We start from the raw sequence: 23,506 nt of genomic DNA, 5'->3' as shown, positions 1-23,506 counted from the left end.
TTATGCGTTGAGATAAGAGAGCCCTACGGGGCTCTTTTTTACGTCGGGCGCGGAGTCGCAGCGTTGCGCGTGCTGTAAGGGCGACCGACATTGCGGGACGCGTCACCGACAGCGTGGACTGTTGAGGGCAGTTGACCAAATGCTGTGGTTGCACCGAGGGCAGTCTGCTCGTTGAGCCTCCACCATGTGCTGGGGGAAACCGCAATTTACGCAGCAATACGAACCCGATGCAGGCGCAGTTTCAAACTCGGCACGATGCTCTAATGGCAGGACGGACAGCCCAGGGCGCAGATCTTTCTGTTCGAAAAAATAAAGGCTGACGTCGCCGTCGGTCTCAACGAGCCCAAGCCTTACTTGTCCGAGATGTTCAACCCCTTGCTGTCGTAACTCCATCAGCAATTCGTTAGATGAGATGTTCAACGTTTCTAAAGACTTGAGCTCGTAGAGACCGTCACGAATGACCGTTACCGGAAGCCCATCCATCCAGGCTTCGAACTTCTTGCTCTTCGTCATCACCAGAACGGTAAGCCGGTACAGAAGCAGGAGCGTGAGAAAGACCACTGCAACCGGCAATAGCGGAACGTCATGGTAGAAAGACACGTCTCCTGCCGCTGAGCCCAATGTCAGAATCACCACCAGCTCAAAAAGTGAAAGCTGTCTGATCCCTCGTCGACCGCTGGATTTCAAAAAAAGAAACACTGCGAGGAACGCGAAAGTGGCCCTGAAACCTACCTCCAGCAAAAACGTTAAGGGAAATTCGTCTATCAGCATCCGCTGGATATCGAAAGGCGACATCGTGACCTCGATTGTATTTTCAGAGTGGACGACGGATCGAATCAGCGTTGGTTTCAAAAGCTGATGTCGGAATATTCAGCGGATAATCGGACTTTGCGGGCTGTTACGACATAAAGCGGATTCATCAATAGCCCGCGCCATACCACGCACTGCTACGTTGAGCTGGCTCGCCAGGTGACATCGGTAATGCCAAATCTTTCGGCTTGAGGTTTGGACACCATCTTCAGCGGCGGGCGACCAGGTCTGGGAATGGGTGCTACACCCGCATCGCAACTAGCCCAGTGCCAGGCATCAGCGTTTTGCATCGATTTGCTACGGATGATGAAGGACTTGGGCACACCGTGAAGCTTGTAATTGATGACGAATAGGTTGTTTTCCATGACTTACTCCGTCTGCTCTGATCTAACGGAGTCATCGATCGCGGAAAAATTCAAAAAATTCAGGGACTTCACCCCTTGTATTGATTCAGGGCAGTGGAGATCCAGCTTCATCCGCTGAGCACCAACCAAATCCGGCATGGCCTCACGATTTCGAAGCCAGGCTTAGCGTTTACTTATGGGGTTTCCGGGCTGCAGAAGCTCCGCCACTGCCACAACCATCTCATCCAGCGACCAAGGCTTGTGCAGGTAAATAGTTTGAGCTGGCACTTCGGTGCTCTCGATCAGATAACCCGAGGTAAGTATCGCAGCGATGTGAGGCCATCTGCCTTTGACCATCTGTATGAACTCGATGCCTTGGACTTGGCCGGGGACGCCGTGATCGGCGATCACAAGGACGCATTCACCATGTGCTTCGAGCAGGTAGGTCAACGCATCATCCGCTGTCGCGAACGGGACAGTCTTCGCACCAATCTCATCCATGATATCGGTCATGAGCGACTGCAGAGTTGGGTCGTCCTCAATGACGATGACCTCGCCGCGAATCGGCAGCAATCCTTCCCAATTTACGTTCAAACAATCCTCCTCTAAACAGAGAGCCCGACCGACCAAACAAACGGAACGGTGCATGAGTGTAAGCGAAAATGCCGCGTGTGCCGTGAAAACGCGTGGAGCTCCCGGGACGCTCGACGCAGGTCAAGTCCCCACAGATGTCCTCGCAGCGTATTGAAGAGCGTGTGGCGCCTCGCGTTCTGATCTCCTGCGCTAGCATGGAATTCATCTCCAGTTGTGCGCTTGAGGCTATGAATGCTGCGTAGCAATCCCTTGATCTAGATCAAACATTGCTCAATTTTTCGAACCTTCCTTCAGAGGTATCTATCGAAACTAGGAACAGGGTAAGCGCATCACCGGGGAAGATCGGCAAGCACTTATCGCGAATTAGTTGAGGCAGATGAGTCAAATTCGAGCGTGCGACAGCTAGCAACCAGGATCGATCCATGCAGCAAGAAAACCACAACCACCCAGTTATAGTCATCGGAACGTCCAGCGGCGGACTCGCTGCACTGCGTGAGTTTCTTGCCGAGCTTCCGTCTGATTTTAATGCGGCTGTCTTCGTCACGATGCACATCGGAGACCAACCTAGTGCTCTCCCTAGCCTTCTAACCCAGTCGAGCCAATTGCCCGTCGGCTTCGCTTTGAGCCAAGAGCAGGTAGTGACGGGTCGTGTATACATAGCCCCTCCCGATAAGCATCTCCTTGTCAAAAAAGGAGCTATTCAGATCACTCGAAGCGCCAAGGAAAACCACTCGCGGCCCGCGATTGATCCAATGTTTAGATCGGCTGCCATCAGCTACGGAAGCAGTGTCATAGGGGTGTTGATGACCGGCGAGCTTGATGACGGTGTAGTTGGGCTTCAGGCGATAAAAGCCTATGGCGGACTGGCCTTCGTACAAGATCCTGAGACTGCTGAAGCGCCCTCAATGCCAACGAACGCTCTCCGGCATGTGACCGTGGACGGATGCTTGCCGCTCACCGAGTTGAGTAAGAGGCTCGTACAGGTCATCAATCAGCGTACAGCGGAGGCGACAGCGGCTTCTGAGTCAAAACGTATCGAGCCATTCGCAACGGAGAATGATCTGGCTGAGGACTTCAGTAAGGGAGGTACCTCCGCGCTGGATGAGATCGGCCGAGTCGCAGGCATCTCCTGTCCTGAGTGCGGAGGCGCTCTGTGGGAGGTACACGCGTCATCGCCCCGGTTTCGCTGCCATACCGGTCATGCCTATACCGCCGCCGCATTATTTCATGCGCAGGATGAAACGATTGAGGAAGCACTCTGGGTGGCCATTAGAGCGTTGCATGAAAAACAGTTGCTCCTTGGTCGGCTCGTTCAGAGCAGCAGAGATGGCGGGCGCTTGGGCGCGTTACGAGAATACGAACTTGCAAGTGAGGGACTCGAAGGCCACAAGGCAACTCTTCGAGAATTGGTTTCATCCTTACGTCCCGGTTGAACCCGCGCCGACTCGGGTTCTTTTATTGTGGCGCCCAGTAACGTGTACGGCTCCGGTGAAGATGTTCGAAAGTTAGTTTGAAGCATCTATCAGGCTGTCTATTGCCGAAAAAAATCGAGTTTTTACAGCTCATCTAGACTGCTGAACGGATGACAGAGGAGGTATCCATGCCGAGCCGAATGATGACAGTTAAAGACTTGCAGGTGAATGTCTCAACCGCCGGCCAAGGCCCACCCTTACTCCTACTCAACGGTTTGGGAGGTTTGATTAAAACCTTCGATGCTTTGCGCAACGAACTAAGCGACTACACGACGATCACGCTGGACGTGCCTGGTGTCGGCAAATCGCAGATGCCTCGCTGGCCGATGCGTTTGCCAAGCCATGCCGATCTGATCGCCGAAATGCTAAAGCAACTGGGCATCGACCATATTGATGTATTCGGCGTGAGCTGGGGCGGTGCATTGGCGCAAGAGTTGGCTCTTCGTCATCCCACCATGGTACGAAGGCTTATCTTGGCGGCGACCTCTGCGGGCCCGGTGCCACTGGTAAAGCCCGCCGACATCCTGGAATTTTTTAGAGGGAGCGCAGGCGGCAAACAGCCCGAACGAGATGGTTCAGCCAGTTCGACACAGGCGCTGCTGCGTTTCGGTGTTGTAAAGCGAATGCTAACCGTACGCCTGCGAACCTATCATCACCAGCTAGCCGCTTTGGTAGGCTGGACAAGTCTGCTGCGGTTATTCCGTCTGCGCTCGCGCACGCTTATTCTGATCGGCGACCGTGACACCGTGGTACAACCTTACAACGCGCACATCCTGAAATGCTCAATTCCACGATCCGAACTCCGCGTGCTTAAGGGCGAGGGGCATTTCTTCGTAGTGACCAGTGCCGGGCGAACTGCTGCCTTGATACGTGAATTTCTTTGTAGGCAGCAGAACGGCGAAGGCCCAGTGCCCGAGATCTCAAACCGCGCCAGAAAGCCACGCTTACAGCGAACCAGGACTGTTTGAGCTTTGCCATGCTAAAGCTCTTACTGCTGTGTAGCGGCTAGTCCCATGCTTCGGGCGTTGCGCCCACGTCCCGAGGAAACTCAAGAGGATTTTCGTAAGCATCCAGAATGCCGCCAATCCGTTCAAACTCTTCGCTTCTCCTATGGTCAACCTGACAGGTATTGATCGTCATGTCAGAGGTGAGCCAATGGATAACTATCACATCAAAAAAACGGAAAAACTTTGGGAGCTCGTCAAAGAGGGCGCGCAACGTGCCTCCAAGACCGCATCTACCAAAGCAGAAATCACCGAGATAGCGAGCGAATTTCTTCAGGGCAAGACAGCCTCTCTCAAAATCCACAAAGAGGACGGCACGATCCAAGAGGAGCGTACATTTCCTCGTTCAGCAGATCCTAGAAAAACGAAAGGGTAAACAGACCACCTGCCCAGGGAGGTGCGGTGCCCATTGCGCCGCAATGCTGTGAATGCGGCCGACCGGAGGTCTCGCCGCATTTCAAGTGAACTTCATTTCTAACTCAGGTGCAGATCATGGTGATCGCATGTCTAGGATGGGGATCGTTGATCTGGAAACCAGGCGCCTTACCGCTTGCGAGCGAGTGGTTTATGGACGGCCCCGTGTTGCCCATCGAGTTCGCGCGGGTCAGTGATAACGGCGATCTTACGACAGCCATCTGCGCAAACGCACCTGGGTGCAAAGTGCTTTGGACGGTATTGGATCTGGACAACCTTGATGAGGCACGCGAGGCTCTTAGAATTCGGGAGGGGGTTCCTCAAGACCGGGAGGATGGCATCGGTAGTTTCGTGGTCGGTACGAACGCAGCGGGAATCATCGCTGAATGGGCGATCGCCCGCCGATTGGACGCGGTAGTTTGGACAGGACTGCCACCAAGATTCGGAGGCGTTGAGGGGCTCGTCCCCGCAGCCGAGGACGCTATTGGCTATCTCGCCGGCTTAAGCGGAGAAACACTTGAGAACGCGCGCGACTACATCAAACAAGTGCCGCCGCAGATCGATACGCCTTACCGGCGAGAAATCATTTCAAGGTTAGGGTGGCAGTGACCTGTGCTGAAAGCCCGGAACGATTCACGCCATCATGCCCATTCGTGGGTCTGAGGTACCCAAGACGGTGATCCTCCTACGATGAAGAAAGTGGGGGTCGCTGCGATTCGCAATCTTCAATCGATAGGTTTATGAAGCATCTAGGTGTGTAGGTGGGAATCTGCGGTGGGGTATGTGAAGAAATAACGCCTGTCTGCGCAGATTTTCAGAGATTCCGAAGCTGCGGGTGAACGCTTTAATATCCACGCCGGTATAAAAATTGCTCGTTTGAGCCCACCGCTAATTTGAAGACGTATATATGACGCTCTCCTTACCGATCTACGCAAGGCTGACACCTAAAGCGCTGTCCCTTTCGCTGATAGGTTTCGTTCTTCTAGTTTGTTTATCGTTGATCCTTGCTACTGCTTGGCAGATTGTGCAGTCGTCCGGTGAGCGAGTAGACGCGGCCAAAATAACTGTTTCGAACATTGTACTTGCCGCTGAACAGCAGGCCCGTGACACGATGCTGCAGGCCGACAATACCTTGCGGGATCTTGCTGAGCGTGTGGCGCACGATGGAAGCGGCCCTGATCAACAGGAGCGGTTGGCGAAGCTGATGGCCCGCCAAGTTAACGACATTGAAGGCGTTCAGGGCCTATTCATCTTCGATGCTCAAGGCAATTGGATGGCCAATTCGTTTTCCGAAGGTTTGCAAACCAAAAACAACGGCGACAGAGCTTACTTTCGATATCACCGTGAGCACGATGACCAGTCCATCCACGTTGGCTCGATAGTGGAAAGTCGAACGACAGGGGATATGGTGATCCCTATAAGTCGGCGTATCCAAACAGCCGATGGAGCTTTTGCAGGGGTTGCGTTAGCCACGGTTCCGGTTTCATATTTTCAAAGCTTTTTCAAACGTATGGCCGTGGACGACGAAGGGGTAATTTTCCTAGCACTCGATAACGGCGAACTCCTCGCGCGACGCCCGACCGTCGCAGCATTGATGACAACTAATCTTTCCAAAGGCGAAATTTTTAGCAGGTATCTACCTGAGAGCGATAGCGGGACTGCAGTCATTAAATCTATCGTGGATGGTATCGAGCGGATCTACGCCTATCGTCGTCTGGCTGGGCTGCCCATCGTCGCAGCAGCTGGCGTGTCGTACGAGCATGTATTTGCCCCTTGGTGGTCATATGTTTACCAATCGGTTGCACTGGTAGGTTCCATCATACTGGCGTTGGCAGTTTTAGGTAGCTTGCTTTATCGGCAGATCCAACAGCTGCTAGTTGCAGAGTACGAGCTAAAAATAATCCGAAAGGAGTTAGAAGTGATAGCCCATACAGATGGTCTTACTTCTCTAGCAAATAGGAGAAGCTTTGACTTGGCTATGGATAAAGAATGGAAGCGTGCCACGAGAAATCAGACAAGCATATCCGTAATCCTTTTGGATATAGATTTGTTCAAACAATATAATGACCGTTACGGCCATCTAAGCGGCGACGATTGTCTTGTACACGTAGCGAACCTTATTGCAGCCAACGTCAACAGACCGGGTGATATCGCTGCTCGCTACGGTGGGGAGGAGTTCGTAGTTTTGCTTCCGGACACTGAACTGGCAGGTGCGGTCATGGTTGCAGAAAATATTAGGCTTTCCCTATCGAATGCAAATCTTCAACATTCAGCGAGCCCCTTCGAAATAGTCACCATAAGCTCAGGTGTAGTCTCGACCTCTAGAACAGGAGAGGAGAGTCCAAAAGAGTTTCTGATCAAAGCTGACCGTTTGCTGTACGCGGCGAAATCTAAAGGGCGGAATCGGGTAGAGGCTTAGTTTCGTGATTTGAGCGTGCATTGGTCACATCCGGCTTGGGCGGGCACGCCTGCCTACATGGATTTTAAAACGATGCTTACAATATCGGAAAACATCATCAGCGTGCCGGCTAAGAAGATTGCGCTACCGAATAAAAATGTAGGTCTATGTGCATTTACGACCCTGATGTTAAATCCCGAATTCTTCGTAAATCTCATTGTAGTTTCCTCTTGCGGGGGCTAATCAGCCCCATCCGATACGGTATTCTTGCCGCCGTAAGACCGCGAACCTATATTGTCAACGTAGGTACGGTCTCGTTAATTCCTGTGCACTGGGTTCGGGGTAGCCCTCGCTCGCAAGGTTGTTTGGAATTAGCTTCCCCATACCGAACGCATTTACTGCCATGTTCACCCTTAAACCTCGACAGGCCTGCCGACAGTCATGTTCAAAGCCAGCAGAAGCTGCCTCCATCAAATGCTGGAAAGGGTCAGTAGTCAGCGAGGATACTTTGTAGTTTTTCATTACGGTCATCCGAGTTTGTGGCGGCCTCGGCATGAGGCCGCCTTATTATTTTCAGACGTCTTTGCCTTGGACATAACCGGAGCCTAGGTCAGCACCGGTAACCGGTTCGCTGAGCGAATCTGAGGCCGTGCGTGTCTTCATCGCCTCCAACACTTCTACATCCTCGGCAGGAAGGTTGACCGACGCCAGGCCATCGCCGCCGTCTACCGCCGGTTCGGGATTTTCCACGTACTCCCAAGCATCACCCTCGTTCCACGGGCCTCGTACGTTCGGCTGGCCCGACATACTGAAATACTTGTTGGTGAACTCTGGCATACCCGGAAGTTTGCCCTGCGGGAAGTTCGGTTGGATCGCATGCAAAGCTTTCTCGAACGACTTTTGGTGTGCGATTTCCCGCGTCATTAAGAAACCAAGCGCCTCCTTTACACCTGGATCATCAGTAATGTTGATCAAGCGTTCGTAGAGGATTTTTGCCCTTGCTTCCGCCGCAATGTTCGAGCGGAAGTCGGCTGTAGTTTCGGTGATCGAGTCAACATACGCCGCCGTCCAAGGCACACCTGCCGAATTGACGAGAGGTGCGCCTGCGCCGTAAAGCAGACTTGTGATGTGCGAGTCATTACCGGCGCCATTTAGGGCTCGGTATAGCTCTCCTTCCTCTTGGACGCCCTCGGCGAGCTGACCCTTCGCACCTTTGTTGAGCATCACAATAATGGAGCCGACAACCTCCAAGTGGCTCAATTCTTCGGTGGCAATATCCAGCAGAAGATCTTTTCGCCCTGGATCTTCCTCTGCTAACGCTTGAGTAAAATAACGTGCTGCCGCTGCCAATTCGCCGTTGGCGCCACCGAATTGTTCGAGTAGCAGATTCGCAAGACCTGGATTTGGCTCGGCAACGCGAACGGTGTACTGAAGTCGCTTGTTATGAATAAACATTCAGATTTCCTCATGCTTAGCTTTCGCGCGATCACCAATGCTGGCGTTGGCGCATGCATAATTTGTGAGGAGGGGAATAAACAAAAATTTCCTGCTCTAGATTTCTGACCGGACGGACGGCAGCGCGGTATAAGTTCAAAAAAAAGACGGAGCAAGGAGCGTGGTGTGCGTGTTCTAGGGTGAAAGGAGCGCTTGTGGCGATAACACGAGTCGCTAATAGTGCCGCCGACTCAGCGATGGAAATTATCTTCCACTTCGTACCCATTTATCCCAGAGACGTGCATTGAACTTTGCTGTGCGCGACATTTTCCATTGTTTGAGGTGACAAGCATCCAGCTCCGCGCGCCGAAGCTGACTATCACACCTGAACTAAGGAATGAACGTGACTGCTACCACTCATAAAACTTCTCTGCGCCGGGCCATCACTTTTCCGATGCTGTTTCTGTTTATTCTTGGCGATGTACTCGGCGCCGGCGTTTATGCACTTGCCGGCACGATCGCGGGAGAGGTGGGCGGCGCAATATGGGTGCCGCTGCTGATTGCACTATTCTTCGCCATGTTGACGGCGGGTTCCTACGCAGAGCTGGTATCGAAGTATCCCCACGCCGGCGCGGCTTCGGTTTTTGCTGAAAAGGCGTTCAAGTCACCGCTTGTTTCCTTCCTCGTAGGTTTTTGCATGCTGGCTGCCGCGATGACCAGCGCTGCAGGGTTGTCGCTGGCATTTGCAGGGGATTACCTCAACGCCTTCGTTGACGTATCGCCGCAAATTGCAGCTCTGGTGTTTCTCTCGGCTATTGGCCTGCTCAATGCGCAGGGGATCAAGGAGTCGCTTGGCGCGAATCTGGTGATGACCGTGATTGAGCTATCCGGGCTAATTTTGGTGATCGTGGCGGCCATCTGGTATTTCCGCACAGGCGAGGCGGATCTGGGGCGAACGCTTACGTTCAAACCTGGCGTCAGTCCCATGCTTGCCGTGCTGGGGGCGGCATTGCTGGCTTTCTATTCCTTCGTTGGCTTCGAAACCTCGGCCAATCTGGCCGAGGAAATTAAGGATGTGCGCAAGGTCTACCCCCGCGCTTTGTTCGCGGCTTTGCTTACCGCTGGCGTGGTTTACATGGCGGTGGGTGTGGCTGCCTCGTCGGTTCTGCCTACCGAGAAGTTGGTCGCCACGTCGGCGCCGTTACTGGAAGTTGTCCGCGCATCGACTCTCGAAATTCCGCCGACACTGTTCTCCTTCATTGCGCTGATCGCTGTCGCCAACGGTGCGCTGTTAACCATGATCATGGCCAGTCGTTTGACATATGGCATGGCAAACCTCGGACTGTTGCCAGGCATTTTGGGTGCGGTTCTGCCGAAACGACAAACCCCATGGGCGGCGATTATCGCAACCACCGTGGTGGCAATTGCCCTGACGTTAACTGGTACCTTGGCAACGCTGGCGCAAACGGTCGTATTGCTCTTGCTGTTCGTTTTTCTCAGCACAAACGTCGCGGTGTTGGTATTGCGTCGCGACCTAGTCGACGAGCGTCACTTCCGAGTCCCTACATTTGTCCCGGTGCTAGCCATCGCGTCGTGTCTCGTGCTGCTGAGCCAGCAGAGTTGGGAAACGTGGACGCGGGCAGGTGTATTGATCATCGTAGGGATGCTGCTGCACGGATGTTCTCGTCTCAACCTGTCGCCCATGAACAAGCCTGGCTAGCGCACCGCACCCGCCACGCTGGGCTTACTGGTAGCTGAGAGCTTCAGAAACCGTTTGTCTGACGCGCGACCGCCAAGTCGAAATAAATGAAACGGCTCCCATTTCCATGCTTTCCAATATATATGCCTGCCACGGCATTGCAGGCTGCTCATGTAAATTCTCCTTTTGCCCGCACATTGTGCGGGCTTTTTAACTCTTCCGCGCGAGTGAGTTCTCGTTTGCGGAATTGTTGGAAGGCAAGGTGCGCGATGAGGCCCGCAACTGAACTGAACGAATCAGCGAATAAGTGTATCCACCCGTATATTCGCAAGGGGTATTACCTCGGGATACCAAGTGACGTTTATGCGTGCGTGATTTGTGGTGAGCAACGCCCTGCAAACAGCTGGGATGAGTTTGAGCGACGCCGTACGCCGCCTAGTGGCCTGCTCAATAAGAAATAGCCGTTCGCTAATATTCTATACGCCGTAACGCTTGTTTCCGCCTGAGGTGATGCAATATCTACCACCTCTGGGGCCTATGCAAACGTTCCCGGACGAGCAGGGACAAGAAGAACTGTATTCGGTGGCAGGTCGATATGCAGGTTGTGGCGCGGGTCGTAGTGATTTCGGCTGGGTTCTGACGTAGCAGTTCGATCCGCTGCAAAGACGTTTAGAGGAAAGCCATCTAGCCGGCTGGCCATCAATGCTTATGCGTACCCATTCGTTTCGTTTTTCAAATACCTGCACGTTATCTCCGCGCTGAAGCTTCGAAATGACTTTTCCGCCGGGTTGATCCCGGATGTTGAGCTTGTCGGTGCTCACGTACTGGTCGGGTGGTGCAGCTATTGGCGAGGTAGATGCAGCCGGTGCGGATGTCGATTTACCCGGTGTGCTGAGGGCTGCGGGCTGAGTCTGAGATGTAGGAGTTTCCTTTTTCCCGATCGCCCACAGAACGGCGAACAGGATCAAAAGCGGACAAACCAAGATCGGGGTTTCTTGCGCATATCCATTGCTCTCAGAGGAAACGATACATCAGGTATTTCGCCATGGGACTGGGGCTGCGTCGCCAAACCAGCTAATGGGTTATTGAGAGGTTAGCCATGCTTCGAGTCGTTGCAGGCGACTAAGCTCGAGTACTTTTTGTTTCCCCAGGCGCAAGAGTGCGAAGAGTCGCTGTCGGTCAGCATGCATGGAAAACCAATCAGCTATTTCAACATTGCGATCCGCAGCCGGACAACGCGGGGAAAGCGGTCGCGCGCCCAGGCCGTAGCGGCTCAACTGGCTACGCGAGGCCTGTCGGGAATTTCGAGCGACTACCTAGTCGTCCGGCTCTCCATCGTCCCAGCCCGAGCAACTTTCTGCGCCATTTCGAATCCGCCGTCGATACTTGGATGAAATTTGTTGCAAGCGGCGAACATGCAACATTAAGGTAACGTGTGTTAGGTTAATTTGCGCTTCGATCTTGTGCTGCACAGTTATGGGGCGTCAGATCGCTCAATTGCATCTGCGATGTCCTTTTCTTGATGGTCCAAAGGGGGTTTAAATGCATACAAGAATTACCGAGCTGACGGGTACGCGATATCCGATTGTTCAGGGGGGAATGCAGTGGGTCGGTCGGGCCGAGTTGGCCAGCGCGGTCTCCAACGCTGGTGCCCTCGGCATACTGACTGCGCTGACCCAGCCGACGCCCGATGCGCTGGCAGCGGAGATTGCGCGGTGCCGGTCGATGACCGACCAGCCATTCGGCGTCAACCTCACCGTCCTGCCGACCACCACGCCGCCACCCTATGCGGACTACGTGACGGCCATCATCGAAAGCGGGGTGAAGGTGGTGGAGACGGCGGGGCGCAATCCCGCCGACTTCATCGAGCGATTCAAAACCGCAGGCATCAAAATAATCCACAAATGCACCGCGGTCCGTCATGCCCTGTCGGCCGAGCGGGCGGGTGTGGATGCGGTCAGCATCGATGGGTTCGAGGCCGCGGGTCATCCCGGCGAGGACGATGTGCCGGGCCTCGTCCTTATCCCGGCTGCGGCGGCGGCTTTGGGGATTCCGATCCTTGCCTCAGGCGGCATCGCCGATGGCCGCGGCATGGCGGCGGCGCTGATGCTTGGTGCGGAAGGCATCAACATGGGCACGCGTTTCATGCTGACGAAGGAAGCACCGATCCACGCCGCTATCAAGGATGCGGTCGCAGCGGGTAGCGAGTTGGATACGAATCTCATCTTCCGCGTTTTCCGCAACACGGGCCGGGTCTTCCGCAATGCCGTCTCGGATGAAGTGGTGGCGCTAGAACGACGCCCAGGGGCGACGTACGAGGATATCAGGGCCCTAGTTGCGGGGGCGCGCGGGCGTGCCGCATTGGAGGGCGGGGAAGTGGATGGCGGCCTCCTCTGGGCAGGGCAGGGCATCGGCCTCATCAAGGACGTGCCGAGCTGTGCCGAACTCGTCGAACGCATGGTGAGCGACTGTCGCCAGGCCATCGCTCGCGGCGCTGCGCTGACGCAGGAGAGCGCCCATGTCCTATAAGACGATCCGCTATGAGGTGGGGGACGACGGGATTCTGCTGCTCACCCTGTCGCGACCCGAGCAACTAAACGCCTTCACCGTTGATATGTGTAGCGAGCTGGCCGATGCCTATCGGCGTGCCAGTGGCGACGATACCGTGCGCGCCATCGTCGTGACTGGGGATGGCCGAGCTTTCTGTGCGGGCATGGATCTCTCGGTCGACGGCAATGTCTTCGGGCTGGATGAGAGCCTGACTCCTACGCTGGAGGACGTGCGCCAACGTCGGGATACGCCGGAGGTCCTGCAGGGCGTGAGCGACACTGGTGGGCGGGTGACGCTGGCGATGTACGACTGCTTGAAGCCAATCATCGGCGCGGTCAATGGTCCAGCGATTGGTGTCGGCTCGACTATGTTGCTGCCCATGGATTTCCGTTTTGCCTCCGACAGGGCACGCTTCGGCTTCGTATTCGGCAAGCTAGGGGTCACTGCCGAGGGCTGTTCCAGTTGGTTCCTGCCGCGCCTTGTGGGCTTGGAGCAGGCGCTGGAGTGGTTTTATCGGGCCGAGATCTTCGACGCCAACGAGGCGCTGGAAAAGAACTTGATCCGGGCAATATTGCCCGCTGAAACGCTGGTGGACGAGGCCCGCGCCTTCGCCACTGCGCTGGTCAAGGACCGTTCGCCGGTATCGATAGGGCTCATACGCCAGATGCTGTGGCGAAACAGCGCACAGGCGCACCCGCTCGCTGCGCATGAGGTGGAGTCGCTGGCCATGTTCTACACCAGCCAGGCCGATGGCAGGGAAGGGGTCCAGGCGTTCCGCGATAAGCGGCCTGCGCGCTTCTCCGCCAAGGCGTCCAGCATGCCGCCGTTCTACCCCTGGTTCTAGACGGTTCGTCACCCCGAGAAAAGAAACGATTGCTAGCGATGGCTTGGTTAGGTGCGACTGGTTCCCTCCGGCTCGACTTAAAAGCTGAGCTCTTTTGCAGAGGGGCGTCGCAAGAACACCAGCAAACGGAGTCAGAACAATGAGCAATGTAGAACACACTCAAGTGCCATCTGGAACGGGAATCCTGATCGAAGCCGAAGATTTCGATAGCTACGGTGGTTGGGTCCTCGATTCCCAGTTTGAAACGGTGATGGGCTCTCCCTACTTGCTTGCCCATGGCCTTGGTCGCCCAGTGTCCGATGCAACAACCGTTGTCGCTATCGCCAATGCTGGTGAATACGAGGTGTGGGTGCGCGCAAAGGACTGGGTGCCTGCGCATCATCCCGGCCGGTTCGCTCTGTCGATCAACGGCATTCTGCTCGAAACGGAGTTCGGCGCGAATGGACAGGATTGGTCCTGGCAGTGCGCCGGAAAGATTTCGCTTCCGCAGGGCGATGTGAGCTTGGCGCTACACGACCTGACAGGCTTCGACGGGCGCTGTGATGCAATCTATCTCCGTGTGGATGGAATGCTGCCGCCAAACGACGTTAATGAGGCCAGCCGAGCTTGGCGTAGGGCCCTGCGCGGTCTTCCGGACAACCCGGTTGATGCGGGAGATTACGATGTGGTCGTCGTTGGCGGTGGCATTTCCGGCTGTGCAGCAGCGCTCGCCGCCGCGCGTCTCGGTCAGCGCGTTGCGCTGATTCACGACCGCCCAGTTCTCGGCGGCAATGCAAGCAAAGAGATTGGTTTGATGCCGCGCGGTACTCAGGGCGCCCTGCTCAAGGAGTTGTCTGCGCGAACCGCTGATGGTGACCTGGTGGCCTTTACATTGCTTGAAGCTGAGCCGACCGCGATAGTGTACCTCGAACATCGCACTGTCGCTGTCGCCACCGATGGCGTGAGGATCGTCTCGGTCAACGCCGTTCAGGCTCGCGGTGGCCATGAGCGCTGCTTCAAAGGCGCGGTGTTCATTGATTGTACTGGCACGGCAATGCTGGGCGTTCTTGCAGGGGCGCAGACCATGTTCGGACGGGAGGCAAAGTCAGCTTTTCATGAGCACTATGCGCCTGACGTCGGGGATGACATGCACCATGGCAACACATTGTTCTTCCGTACACGGATTGCTGAACACTCAGCTCCGTTTCCAGAGGTACCTTGGGCGACCGAAGTATCCAAAGACTACGCAAACCTCAGTGGGCAGTTGGTTGTGGCAGGTATTGAAAACGGTCCTGGCCCGAAAGCCGGAGCAAATCCGGACACACCGGAGTTCAGGTTTGGCAGATCCTCCGATACTTTCCCTGCGACCCATTTCTGGGAATACGGCCAGTGGCTCGACCCCTACGTTGAGGGAGAGCATATCCGCGACTATCTACTTCGAGCGCTCTATGGGACGTTCTCGAATGTCAAGAATCTTGAGCCCAGGAAATACGCGAACCTTGAGTTGGAGTGGATCGCCCATGTTACTGCGCAGGGCGAGTTCAGGCGATATCTCGGTGACTATATCCTCACGGAAAAAGACATTCGCGACCATAAGCAATTCCCCGACACGTTGATCGCCAATGACGGATCGTTCTGCATACACTGCGCTTGGGGACCGGGCGAGGGCAAGTACAATTTCCGCCTCAAGGACTGGATCTTCGACGCACGTGACAAGGAGTCGTACGAGATCCCGTACCGTTGCCTCTACTCGGCTAACATCGAGAACCTGATGATGGCCGGGAAGCACATCAGTGTCACGCATGTCGCTGGTTCTGCAACTAAATTCATGGGCAACGGCGCACAGCATGGCGTTGCAGTCGCCGCTGCGGCTGCCCTATGCAACAAGTTCGGTACGACACCGCGTGGCCTGTATGAAAATCACCTCGAGGAACTTAAGGGCCTCGTGCTCCAACTCACCCGCTGCGATCATGATATGGCAAGCCATCCACCTACAAGGCAATTCGAGTCGGTTCCCGGCTAGCAGAGGGTGATCGATGGCCCGGCCGGGCCGTCGGTCAAGCATAGTGGGTGCTACTAAGGTCCGTAACAGGCTAGCTGCTGGGACGCCTCGGCAGTTGGTTTCCCTGACCGAGCACTTTGGGCAGAGATAAAAGTGTATGAAGCGAAGCAGACTAGCGGATCGATACTGCTCCATATCCAGAGAGGCTCCTGCGCTGACGGATGTTTGGTCATTCGGAATCCTTAGAGAAATTGCTTGGCGAACATACAATTCGACGGCTTGCAGGTGCGAACCGGCGTGTCGCCCCATTCGCTGACTCCGATGGGAAATCGATAATGACGTCCGCTCCCATCACCTGGATCTTGGCTTGTCACGATTGTCTATACAGATTCACTCATAAGGGAGAGACCCTCATTGAAATGATGTGGTGAGCCCACATCCTACGTCCGCATGGCTCCTGCTGACAGCTATTGGCCGATGACTGCTACCTACTACAATCATTTTGCTGTAGTGCTGATTTCCAACACAAAAGAGTTCCATGTAAATACATTCAAGGTCGCTGTTTCACTCGAATCCGAAGCAATAAGGGCTGTCTGTTCACTCCGGATTGCCTGCACCACTCCAGCACCGAGACCCCAAACCATCGATGAAAAGCGCGCGAGAATGTACTGACATCGGCGTAGCCCAGCAGGTGCGCTACTTGCGGCAGACTGATCGTCGGGACCTGCAGGTGTTTGCGCACCAGTTGCTGGCGCGTCTCGTCCAGCAACTGCTGAAAAGAGGTGTTTTCCTCAGCCAGGTGGCGCTGCAAGGACCTCCTGGTGACGGCCATGCAGTCGGCCACTCTGTCAATCGTCGCACGGCCGCTGGGCAACAGATTGCGCAGCAATTGCCTGACGTAGCCCGGCATGGCGTCGGTCGACAGGCGTTCGATGCCTGCCAAATGTTCAGCGATTAGCTGATGCAGGGCTTCACTGGCGCGATCCAGCGGCTGCGCGAGCACACTGGTGTTGAAGAGCAATCCCGTGTGGGCGGCTGAAAACGTCGGCGTGATGGTTAGCGCCTGCCGATAGAGGCCTTCATCCGCCAAAGGCGCATGGCGGAGCATGATTGCCTCGGGTTGCCATTGTTCACCGGTGAGGGTTTGCATCAGGCGCAGACCGACCCCGCACGCCAGCTCTTCGGCCTCCGCCAGGCCGTCGATCTTCTGCTCATCGGCTCGATAACCCAGTAACGCGATGCCGTCGGCCACCTTCAGATAGAGATGCGCCGCGCCGTTGTACAGGGCGAAATTGGCACGCAGTTCGCGCAGCGCGTCGCCGACGGTGCGGGTGTTGCGAATCAGGAAAAACATGTCACCGAAGACGTTGACTCCCTGATGGAGGCCGAACTCCAGACCGAACAATGCGTTATTCGAGCACTGCCGGCACAGCGTCAACAAGCGGCAGTAATTGCGAAAGGACAGGATGTCTTCCGGGCGCTGCAGTGACGCGACGGGCAGACCCGCCTGGCGCAGCATTCCGTTCGGCTCCAATCCTTGACGCCGGGCGAATGGATCGAATCCTGTCAGGCTGATGGCGCGAATGAACGGGTTGCAAGCCATGTCGAGTTACCGAGGTAAGTGTTGCATGCGTTGTTTCCACTGCTGCGGGCTGACCCCGTTCCAGCGCGTGAATGCCCGGGAAAACGCGCTCAGGTCGGCGTAACCTAACAGACCAGCTACTTGCGTCAGGCTGAGCGACGAGTCGCAGAGGTTTCGCGCGGCCATCGCTCGGCGCGTCTGGTCCAGCAACTCCTGAAATCCCGAGCCCTGCGCTCGAAGATAGCGCTGCAAGGTGCGTGGACTGATCATCATGTACTCCGCCATGTCACGCAGCGTGACCGGGCCGCGGGCCAGTTCATTGCGCAGCCTTTTTTGCAGGTAAGACGGCAATTCCTCTAGCGTCACACGGGCCAGTTCGTCGATATGTTGCCGAGCCAATTGTTGGTATCTGGCGTCTGTCGTGCCCAGCGGTGTCGTTAGTAATGACTCATCAAACACCCAGGCATTGACCAGGCTGTCGAAACGCGGCGCCACCCCGAGCAAGGCGCGATAGGCCAGGCGGTTGTCCAGAGCACTGTGGCGCAACAGCAGCGCTTTTGGTTGCCAGGCATGCCCGAGCAGTTCACGCAGCAGGCAACTGGCGATACCCATCGCCAGTTCCACGGTCTGGCGGACCGAAATCAAGGTGCCATCCGTGACGCCATATAGCAGCAGGGCGTTGCCGGCCTGACGCTCAAGCTGCACGAGCGCGCCGTCGCTATGGATATGGAAATAACGTGTCAGCAAATTCAGCGCCTCGCCGACTGTGGCTGAACTGCGCATGGCGTAGAGCAGGGTGCCGAGACTTTGCGTGCCCTGGCGCAAGCCGAACTGCACGCCGAATAGCGGGTTGTTCGAGCGCTTCGCGCACAAGTCGATCAAGGTATTGAACTGCGCGCCGGACAGTCGAGTATTCAGCGGGTCTTCAGGCAGATCTACCACAGCCAGCGCCGACTCCGGGTCGATGCCCTGACTGGCACAAAATGCCTTGAACCCCAGCAGCGCAGTACCCCGAACGGTGGACATCCGCTCAACCCTCAGAATGACCGGCCGCCGCTGGCCGGAAAGAACTGGCACGATTTGCAAAATCGCTGGCGCGATCTGCAAAGCTTTCACCGCGCTTAGAGGGCCAGACTCGAAGCGCCCACAACAATAAAACTGCGTTCAGCCCGCGGCTGGATGATGGAGGTGTTCGATGCGTCGGTTCCTGTTTGCTTTGCTCGCGGTCGCACTGGTTTCGGGTGCGCTGTATTCGCAGCACCGGCCAGTTGGCCATACGGTTGTCCATCATTCCAGTCACCCTCCGGTCGCCAGCATCAGCGATGCCTTCACCCATTTCTGAGCGTTAGAACATTTTTTCCGGCACGCAGGCCTGCTCGCGCAATTGACCACCGGCCAGCGCGCCATGCAGGAACATTTGCTCAAGGGTGCGTGCCGAATCGGCGTTGGCGGCTCGCCCGCGCTGTTCGGCATCCACCAGGCCATATACCAGCGTGATGAACAGCTCGGTGAAAATCGCGGCGGTGATGTCGATGCGAAACAGCCCTTGTTGCTGGCCTCTCAGAAAAAATCCGTCCAGCGCCTCCAGGTAAAACTCCCAGCGTGTGTCGCCCCGTTCGAAATCGAGAAAGTCGGGGCGGTAATGTGCCATCAGAAACGCCAACAACTCGCGGTGGGCGAGGTGTTCGCGTATCAATCGACGTAACGCGTCCAGCGCCTGCGAATGCTGCAAACCGGCGCGGCGGATAATCAGATTGAGCGTTGCTTCGGCGTGTTCTTCCAGTCTCTGCACCAGATTTTCCCGTGTTCCGCAATGGCGGTGCAGGGTGGCCTTGCTCACGCCTGCCAATTGCGCCAGTTCTTTCATGGTTGCCCTCGGCCGGTTGACGACCGCCACGGTCAACGATTTGAGCAGGCGTTCTTCCTGGTAAATAAGGTTCATCACCAAGCCTCAAGCGACCGTCACGTAAGATTCAATAATTTCTCATATGAGACATTGTTGACTCATTGGGGTTTGGAAAGTAGCATTCGCGCCAAATTCAATCAAGCCTCGGGTGAGTTATGGGCAATTTGCGTGCAGTAGGGATGGCGGGGTCGTTGGCAGTTGCCATTGCGCTGGCCGGGTGTGGACCAGCGAATGAACAGGCGGATATGTCCGAAGTGGCGCGCCCGGTAGAAGTATTAGCCGTGACGACCGAACCTCTGGCACTTACGTCAGAGCTGCCGGGCCGGGTGGAACCGATGCGCGTTGCGGAAGTGCGTGCGCGGGTGCCGGGCATCGTAATGCAGAAGCGTTTTGAAGAGGGCGCTGATGTCAAAGCCGGCGACCTGCTGTTCCAGATCGACCCGGCACCTCTGAAAGCAGCCCTGGCTCGCGCCGAGGGTGGACTGGCCCGTGCGCAATCCGTTGCACTCGAGGCTCAGGCACGGGTCAAGCGTTATGAACCGCTGGTGAAGATCGAGGCGGTCAGTCAGCAGGACTACGACAGCGCCATGGCTGATTTGCGCAGTGCACAGGCGGCCACGCGTTCGGCCCAGGCCGATCTGCAAAGCGCCCGGTTGAACCTGGGTTATGCCTCGGTAACCGCGCCGATTTCCGGGCGTGTCGGCCGCGCCCTGGTCACCGAGGGTGCCTTGGTCGGTCAGGGTGACGCAACGTTGATGGCGCGGATTCAGCAGCTGGATCCGGTGTATGTCGACTTCACCCAATCGGCCGCTGACGCGCTGCGTCTGCGCGAATCGCTCAAAGGCGGAAAACTCTCCGCCGACGACAACAAGGCGTTGTCGATTCGTGTCGACGGCACTGCTTACGAGCGTCAGGGAGCACTGATGTTTACCGATGTCGCCGTTGACCGCGGCACCGGCCAAGTCTCGTTGCGTGGCAAGTTCGCCAACAGCGACGGTGTGTTGCTGCCGGGCATGTTCGTGCGCGTGCGCACACCTCAAGGCACCGACAACCAGGCCATTCTCGTGCCGCAGCGCTCGGTGCAGCGCGGCAGCGATGGCGGCGCGCAGGTCATGCTGGTCGGCACCGACGGCCGCGCCGAAGCGCGCAATGTGGTGACCGGTTCCATGCAGGGTTCGCGCTGGCAGATCAGTGAAGGTCTGAAGGCTGGCGATCAGGTGATTGTCAGTGGCCTGAGTGGCCTGCAGGCAGGCGCCAAGGTCGTGCCGGGTCAGCCCCAAGCCCAGGCGCAGGCGCCTGAGTCGAAACAGTAAGGGCGCCGTCGCCGCGAGGATATTCCGATGTCTCAGTTTTTCATCAAACGCCCGAACTTCGCCTGGGTGGTAGCGTTGTTCATCTCTCTGGCCGGTCTGCTGGTCATTCCGATGCTGCCGGTGGCACAGTACCCCAACGTCGCGCCGCCGCAAATCAAGGTGACGGCGACCTATCCCGGTGCCTCTGCGAAGGTGCTGGTGGACTCGGTCACTAGCGTGATCGAAGAGTCGCTCAACGGTGCGAAGAACCTGCTGTATTTCGAGTCGACCAACAACTCCAACGGTATCGCCGAGATTGCAGTGACGTTCCAGCCAGGCACCGACCCGCAGCTCGCCCAGGTTGACGTGCAAAACCGTCTGAAAAAAGCCGAAGCGCGGATGCCGCAAGCCGTGCTCACCCAAGGTCTGGAGGTGGAGCAGACCAGTGCCGGTTTCCTGCTGATCTATGCGCTGAACTATAAGGAAGGCACCCAGCACAGCGACACCACCGCTCTGGGCGACTACGCCGCGCGCAATATCAACAACGAGCTGCGCCGGGTCCCGGGCGTCGGCAAGCTGCAGTTCTTCTCCTCTGAAGCAGCGATGCGAGTCTGGCTCGACCCGCAGAAACTGGTGGGATACGCGCTGTCGATCGACGACGTCAGCGCGGCCATCCGTGGCCAGAACGTGCAAGTGCCGGCCGGCAGCTTCGGCAGTACGCCGACCAGCAGCCAGCAGGAACTGACCGCCACCCTGGCGGTGAAAGGTACGCTGGACAATCCGGAAGAATTCTCACGCATTGTCCTGCGTGCCAACGAGGACGGTTCCACAGTCAAACTGGGCGACGTCGCCCGCGTGGAAATCGGCCAGGAAAGTTACAACTTCAACTCGCGTCTGAATGGCAGACCCGCCGTGGCAGCGGCGATCCAGTTATCGCCCGGCGCCAACGCGATCCAGACCGCAACCGCGGTCAAGCAGCGCCTGGCCGAACTGTCGGCCTACTTCCCGGATGACGTGGAATATTCCGTTCCTTACGACACCTCGCGTTTCGTCGATGTCGCGATCGAGAAGGTGATTCATACCCTGATCGAAGCGATGGTTCTGGTATTTCTGGTGATGTTCCTGTTCCTACAGAACATACGCTACACCCTGATTCCGTCGATTGTGGTGCCGGTGTGTCTGCTCGGCACGCTGCTGATGATGTACGTGCTGGGCTTCTCGGTGAACATGATGACCATGTTCGGCATGGTGCTCGCCATCGGCATTCTGGTGGACGATGCAATCGTCGTGGTGGAGAACGTCGAGCGGATCATGGCCGAAGAGGGCTTGTCGCCGGTCGACGCCACGGTGAAAGCCATGGGGCAGGTATCGGGCGCGATCATCGGTATCACCCTGGTGCTGTCGGCGGTGTTCATGCCGCTGGCATTCATGTCCGGCTCGGTCGGTGTGATCTACCAGCAGTTCTCGGTATCGCTGGCGGTGTCGATTCTGTTCTCCGGTTTCCTCGCACTGACGTTCACCCCGGCGCTATGCGCCACGCTGCTCAAGCCGATTCCACAAAGGCACCATGAAAAGCGCGGCTTCTTCGGCGCCTTCAACCGTGGTTTTGCTAATCTCACCGAACGTTACTCGGTGCTGAACAACGGACTGGTGGCGCGTGCCGGCCGGATGATGTTGGTGTACCTGGGCATTATCGCAATGCTCGGTTTCTTCTACCTGCGCCTGCCGGAATCGTTCGTGCCGGTGGAGGATCAGGGCTACATGATCGTCGACGTCCAGCTGCCGCCGGGTGCGACCCGCACCCGTACCGAAGCGACCGGCGAACAACTGGAGCGCTACTTGGCTACCCGCGACGGGGTTCAGTCGACGTTTCTGGTGTCCGGCTTCAGCTTCTCCGGGATGGGCGATAACGCAGCGCTGGCGTTCCCGGTGTTCAAGGACTGGTCAGAGCGTGGCGAAGATCAATCGGCCATGGCAGAAGTCAATGCGCTGAACGAGCAATTTGCCGTGGCCAACGACGGTGCGGTGATGGCCGTGCCACCGCCGCCGATTGACGGGCTGGGCAACTCCGGTGGTTTCGCCTTGCGCCTGCAGGATCGTGCCGGTCTGGGCCGTGAAGCATTGCTCGCTGCCCGTGATCAGGTGCTTGGCCAGGCCAACGGCAACCCGAAAATTCTCTACGCGATGATGGAAGGGCTGGCCGAGTCGCCGCAATTGCGCGTGGTGATCGACCGTGACAAGGCGCGCACCCTGGGGGTGAGTTTTGAATCGATCAGCAGTGCGTTGTCTGCCGCCTTCGGTTCGGAGGTGATCAACGACTTCACCAACGCTGGCCGCCAGCAGCGCGTGGTGGTGCAGGCCGAGCAGGGCGACCGGATGACTCCGGAAAGCGTGCTCAAGCTGTATGTACACAACACCGCGGGCGATATGGTGCCGTTCAGTGCCTTCGTCACCACGCATTGGGAGGAAGGTCCGGTGCAGGTAGTGCGCTACAACGGTTATCCGTCGGTGCGCATCGTCGGTGATGCGGGGCCGGGCTACAGCACCGGTGAAGCCATGGCGGAAATGGAGCGTATCGCCGCGCAATTGCCGGCCGGCTTCAGCTACGAGTGGACCGGTCTGTCCTATCAGGAGAAGGTCTCCAGCGGTCAGGCCACGCAACTCTTCGCGCTGGCCATTCTGGTGGTGTTTCTGCTGTTAGTGGCGCTGTACGAGAGCTGGGCGATTCCGCTGACCGTGATGCTGATTGTGCCGATCGGCGCCATCGGTGCGGTACTTGCGGTGATGGTCGCCGGCATGCCCAACGACGTGTACTTCAAGGTTGGCTTGATCACCATCATCGGTCTGGCAGCGAAAAACGCGATTCTGATCGTCGAGTTCGCCAAGGAGCTTTGGGAGAAAGGTTACAGCCTGCGCGACGCCGCGATCGAGGCCGCACGGCTGCGCTTTCGACCAATCGTGATGACGTCCATGGCGTTCATTCTCGGCGTGGTGCCGCTGGCACTGGCGACCGGGGCAGGGGCCGCGAGTCAGCGGGCGATCGGTACCGGGGTGATCGGCGGCATGCTCAGCGCGACGCTGCTGGGGGTGTTGTTTGTCCCGATCTGTTTTGTCTGGGTGCTGTCGATGTTGCGCAGTAAACCAGCGCCCATTGAACAACCCGCTTTGACTCAGGAGTGACA

The 23,506-nt window shown here is 56.8% G+C and carries 20 protein-coding genes; 12 read left to right on the top strand and 8 right to left on the bottom strand.

Annotation, left to right across the window (positions count from 1 at the left end):
• Positions 1-102 precede the first annotated feature (102 nt).
• The 3 genes from J3P75_RS14155 to J3P75_RS14145 all read right to left on the bottom strand — a co-directional run bounded on the left by J3P75_RS14155 (position 103) and on the right by J3P75_RS14145 (position 1,748).
• Positions 103-795, bottom strand: coding sequence for a DUF421 domain-containing protein (locus J3P75_RS14155; protein ID WP_024013811.1), 693 nt, complete (start codon positions 793-795; stop codon positions 103-105).
• Positions 796-947: 152 nt separating this feature from the next.
• Positions 948-1,175: a DUF6555 family protein gene (locus J3P75_RS14150; RefSeq protein WP_122746257.1), complete on the bottom strand. Its 228-nt coding sequence runs from the start codon at positions 1,173-1,175 to the stop codon at positions 948-950.
• A gap of 162 nt (positions 1,176-1,337) precedes the next feature.
• Positions 1,338-1,748 (bottom strand): response regulator, encoded by a 411-nt coding sequence (locus J3P75_RS14145; RefSeq protein ID WP_024013809.1) that lies wholly within the window; start codon positions 1,746-1,748, stop codon positions 1,338-1,340.
• 422 nt (positions 1,749-2,170) lie between these two features.
• Here J3P75_RS14145 and J3P75_RS14140 point away from each other — a divergent pair, with 422 nt between their 5' ends.
• From J3P75_RS14140 to J3P75_RS14120, 5 genes are all read left to right on the top strand, one after another.
• Positions 2,171-3,181: a chemotaxis protein CheB gene (locus tag J3P75_RS14140; protein WP_434674471.1), complete on the top strand. Its 1,011-nt coding sequence runs from the start codon at positions 2,171-2,173 to the stop codon at positions 3,179-3,181.
• Positions 3,182-3,348: 167 nt separating this feature from the next.
• Entirely contained in the window at positions 3,349-4,188 is an 840-nt protein-coding gene (locus J3P75_RS14135; protein ID WP_434707115.1) for an alpha/beta fold hydrolase, read from the top strand.
• Positions 4,189-4,375: 187 nt separating this feature from the next.
• A complete protein-coding gene (locus J3P75_RS14130) occupies positions 4,376-4,600 on the top strand; it encodes a DUF2188 domain-containing protein (RefSeq protein ID WP_041478933.1) in 225 nt (74 codons plus the stop codon).
• A gap of 191 nt (positions 4,601-4,791) precedes the next feature.
• The gene (locus J3P75_RS14125) at positions 4,792-5,247 is read left to right on the top strand and encodes a hypothetical protein (RefSeq protein WP_434707114.1); all 456 of its coding nucleotides are present in this window, start codon (positions 4,792-4,794) and stop codon (positions 5,245-5,247) included.
• Positions 5,248-5,545: 298 nt separating this feature from the next.
• On the top strand, positions 5,546-7,057 hold the full coding sequence (locus J3P75_RS14120) for a sensor domain-containing diguanylate cyclase (RefSeq protein ID WP_434707113.1): 1,512 nt from the start codon (positions 5,546-5,548) through the stop codon (positions 7,055-7,057).
• Positions 7,058-7,609: 552 nt separating this feature from the next.
• Here the strand turns inward: J3P75_RS14120 and J3P75_RS14115 are convergent.
• On the bottom strand, positions 7,610-8,491 hold the full coding sequence (locus J3P75_RS14115) for a manganese catalase family protein (RefSeq protein ID WP_434707112.1): 882 nt from the start codon (positions 8,489-8,491) through the stop codon (positions 7,610-7,612).
• 433 nt (positions 8,492-8,924) lie between these two features.
• On the opposite strand from J3P75_RS14115, the gene J3P75_RS14110 reads away from it, so the two are divergent.
• Positions 8,925-10,190, top strand: coding sequence for an APC family permease (locus J3P75_RS14110; RefSeq protein ID WP_434711297.1), 1,266 nt, complete (start codon positions 8,925-8,927; stop codon positions 10,188-10,190).
• Between the two features lie 455 nt (positions 10,191-10,645).
• Here J3P75_RS14110 and J3P75_RS14105 read toward each other — a convergent pair whose 3' ends face one another.
• Positions 10,646-10,990 (bottom strand): SH3 domain-containing protein, encoded by a 345-nt coding sequence (locus tag J3P75_RS14105; RefSeq protein WP_434674476.1) that lies wholly within the window; start codon positions 10,988-10,990, stop codon positions 10,646-10,648.
• 721 nt (positions 10,991-11,711) lie between these two features.
• Between J3P75_RS14105 and J3P75_RS14100 the strand changes: the two genes are divergently transcribed.
• From J3P75_RS14100 to J3P75_RS14090, 3 genes are all read left to right on the top strand, one after another.
• A complete protein-coding gene (locus J3P75_RS14100) occupies positions 11,712-12,698 on the top strand; it encodes an NAD(P)H-dependent flavin oxidoreductase (protein ID WP_434707111.1) in 987 nt (328 codons plus the stop codon).
• Positions 12,688-13,563, top strand: a complete 876-nt coding sequence (locus tag J3P75_RS14095; protein ID WP_434707110.1) for a crotonase/enoyl-CoA hydratase family protein — start codon at positions 12,688-12,690, stop codon at positions 13,561-13,563. The genes J3P75_RS14100 and J3P75_RS14095 overlap by 11 nt, the downstream gene beginning before the upstream one ends.
• Positions 13,564-13,702: 139 nt before the next feature.
• Positions 13,703-15,565 carry an FAD-dependent oxidoreductase gene (locus J3P75_RS14090; RefSeq protein WP_434707109.1) on the top strand — a complete coding sequence of 621 codons (1,863 nt, stop codon included), beginning with the start codon at positions 13,703-13,705 and terminating at the stop codon, positions 15,563-15,565.
• A 529-nt stretch (positions 15,566-16,094) separates the two neighbouring features.
• Here the strand turns inward: J3P75_RS14090 and J3P75_RS14085 are convergent.
• Together J3P75_RS14085 and J3P75_RS14080 are read right to left on the bottom strand one after the other, a co-directional pair.
• Positions 16,095-17,147, bottom strand: a complete 1,053-nt coding sequence (locus J3P75_RS14085) for an AraC family transcriptional regulator (protein ID WP_434707108.1) — start codon at positions 17,145-17,147, stop codon at positions 16,095-16,097.
• 6 nt (positions 17,148-17,153) lie between these two features.
• A complete protein-coding gene (locus J3P75_RS14080; RefSeq protein ID WP_434707107.1) occupies positions 17,154-18,152 on the bottom strand; it encodes an AraC family transcriptional regulator in 999 nt (332 codons plus the stop codon).
• Between the two features lie 169 nt (positions 18,153-18,321).
• Between J3P75_RS14080 and J3P75_RS14075 the strand changes: the two genes are divergently transcribed.
• Positions 18,322-18,468, top strand: a complete 147-nt coding sequence (locus tag J3P75_RS14075) for a hypothetical protein (protein WP_434674482.1) — start codon at positions 18,322-18,324, stop codon at positions 18,466-18,468.
• A 3-nt stretch (positions 18,469-18,471) separates the two neighbouring features.
• Here the strand turns inward: J3P75_RS14075 and J3P75_RS14070 are convergent, their stop codons facing one another.
• A complete protein-coding gene (locus J3P75_RS14070) occupies positions 18,472-19,068 on the bottom strand; it encodes a TetR/AcrR family transcriptional regulator (RefSeq protein WP_434707106.1) in 597 nt (198 codons plus the stop codon).
• A gap of 119 nt (positions 19,069-19,187) precedes the next feature.
• Between J3P75_RS14070 and J3P75_RS14065 the strand changes: the two genes are divergently transcribed.
• Complete coding sequence (locus tag J3P75_RS14065) at positions 19,188-20,345, top strand: MexC family multidrug efflux RND transporter periplasmic adaptor subunit (RefSeq protein WP_434707105.1); 1,158 nt, start codon at positions 19,188-19,190, stop codon at positions 20,343-20,345.
• A gap of 27 nt (positions 20,346-20,372) precedes the next feature.
• Positions 20,373-23,504, top strand: coding sequence for a multidrug efflux RND transporter permease subunit (locus J3P75_RS14060; RefSeq protein WP_434707104.1), 3,132 nt, complete (start codon positions 20,373-20,375; stop codon positions 23,502-23,504).
• The last annotated feature ends 2 nt before the right edge of the window (positions 23,505-23,506 follow it).

This window comes from Pseudomonas sp. R1-1 (genome assembly GCF_051132135.1).
Lineage (GTDB): Bacteria > Pseudomonadota > Gammaproteobacteria > Pseudomonadales > Pseudomonadaceae > Aquipseudomonas.
The sequence above is the reverse complement of the archived record's forward strand: the minus strand, read 5'-3'. Positions and strand labels throughout refer to the sequence as shown.

Bases quoted from the DNA above. Each gene is read 5' to 3' on its own strand.
- J3P75_RS14140 (WP_434674471.1), top strand. From the start codon at position 2,171: ATGCAGCAAGAAAACCACAACCACCCAGTTATAGTCATCGGAACGTCC.
- J3P75_RS14130 (WP_041478933.1), top strand. From the start codon at position 4,376: ATGGATAACTATCACATCAAAAAAACGGAAAAACTTTGGGAGCTCGTC.
- J3P75_RS14095 (WP_434707110.1), top strand. From the start codon at position 12,688: ATGTCCTATAAGACGATCCGCTATGAGGTGGGGGACGACGGGATTCTG.
- J3P75_RS14075 (WP_434674482.1), top strand. From the start codon at position 18,322: ATGCGTCGGTTCCTGTTTGCTTTGCTCGCGGTCGCACTGGTTTCGGGT.
- J3P75_RS14070 (WP_434707106.1), bottom strand. From the start codon at position 19,068: ATGAACCTTATTTACCAGGAAGAACGCCTGCTCAAATCGTTGACCGTG.
- J3P75_RS14150 (WP_122746257.1), bottom strand. From the start codon at position 1,175: ATGGAAAACAACCTATTCGTCATCAATTACAAGCTTCACGGTGTGCCC.
- J3P75_RS14085 (WP_434707108.1), bottom strand. From the start codon at position 17,147: ATGGCTTGCAACCCGTTCATTCGCGCCATCAGCCTGACAGGATTCGAT.
- J3P75_RS14155 (WP_024013811.1), bottom strand. From the start codon at position 795: ATGTCGCCTTTCGATATCCAGCGGATGCTGATAGACGAATTTCCCTTA.
- J3P75_RS14060 (WP_434707104.1), top strand. From the start codon at position 20,373: ATGTCTCAGTTTTTCATCAAACGCCCGAACTTCGCCTGGGTGGTAGCG.
- J3P75_RS14080 (WP_434707107.1), bottom strand. From the start codon at position 18,152: ATGTCCACCGTTCGGGGTACTGCGCTGCTGGGGTTCAAGGCATTTTGT.
- J3P75_RS14065 (WP_434707105.1), top strand. From the start codon at position 19,188: ATGGGCAATTTGCGTGCAGTAGGGATGGCGGGGTCGTTGGCAGTTGCC.
- J3P75_RS14110 (WP_434711297.1), top strand. From the start codon at position 8,925: ATGCTGTTTCTGTTTATTCTTGGCGATGTACTCGGCGCCGGCGTTTAT.
- J3P75_RS14090 (WP_434707109.1), top strand. From the start codon at position 13,703: ATGAGCAATGTAGAACACACTCAAGTGCCATCTGGAACGGGAATCCTG.
- J3P75_RS14100 (WP_434707111.1), top strand. From the start codon at position 11,712: ATGCATACAAGAATTACCGAGCTGACGGGTACGCGATATCCGATTGTT.
- J3P75_RS14135 (WP_434707115.1), top strand. From the start codon at position 3,349: ATGCCGAGCCGAATGATGACAGTTAAAGACTTGCAGGTGAATGTCTCA.
- J3P75_RS14120 (WP_434707113.1), top strand. From the start codon at position 5,546: ATGACGCTCTCCTTACCGATCTACGCAAGGCTGACACCTAAAGCGCTG.
- J3P75_RS14125 (WP_434707114.1), top strand. From the start codon at position 4,792: ATGGACGGCCCCGTGTTGCCCATCGAGTTCGCGCGGGTCAGTGATAAC.
- J3P75_RS14115 (WP_434707112.1), bottom strand. From the start codon at position 8,491: ATGTTTATTCATAACAAGCGACTTCAGTACACCGTTCGCGTTGCCGAG.